1 protein-coding gene is annotated in these 389 nt (G+C 69.7%); it reads left to right on the forward strand.

From position 1 onward, the window contains the following. On the forward strand, positions 1-364 hold a 364-nt coding region (locus tag ACFVX9_RS39630), incomplete at its 5' end, for a transposase (protein WP_387987136.1). Positions 365-389 lie beyond the last annotated feature (25 nt).

Genomic DNA, 389 nt, shown 5'->3' on the forward strand with positions numbered 1-389 from the left:
GATCGCCGCCACCCGGCTCCGCAGGGGACCGTCGAACTCCGCGCGCGGGGCTGCCGCGTTCGTCGCCGAGACCCTCCGCACCGCCCGCGCCTGCGGCGCGAGCGGCCTGCTGGTGATGCGGGCCGACTCCGCGTTCTACAGCGCCGGCACCGTGAACGCCTGCCGGGCCATGAACTCCCGTTTCTCCACCACGGTGCGGACGAACGCCTCCATCAAGGCCGCCATCGCGCGCATCGACGAGAACGCCTGGACGGCGATCAAGTACCCAAAAGCGCTCTGGGACGAGGAGGGCCGGTGCTGGATCTCGGACGCGGAGATAGCCGAGACCGACTACGCGGCCTTCACCTCCAAGCCGAAGAAGTAGCAGGTCACCGCCCGCCTGATCATGT

The sequence above is a fragment of the Kitasatospora sp. NPDC058243 genome, assembly GCF_042882025.1.
Classification (GTDB): Bacteria; Actinomycetota; Actinomycetes; order Streptomycetales; family Streptomycetaceae; genus Kitasatospora.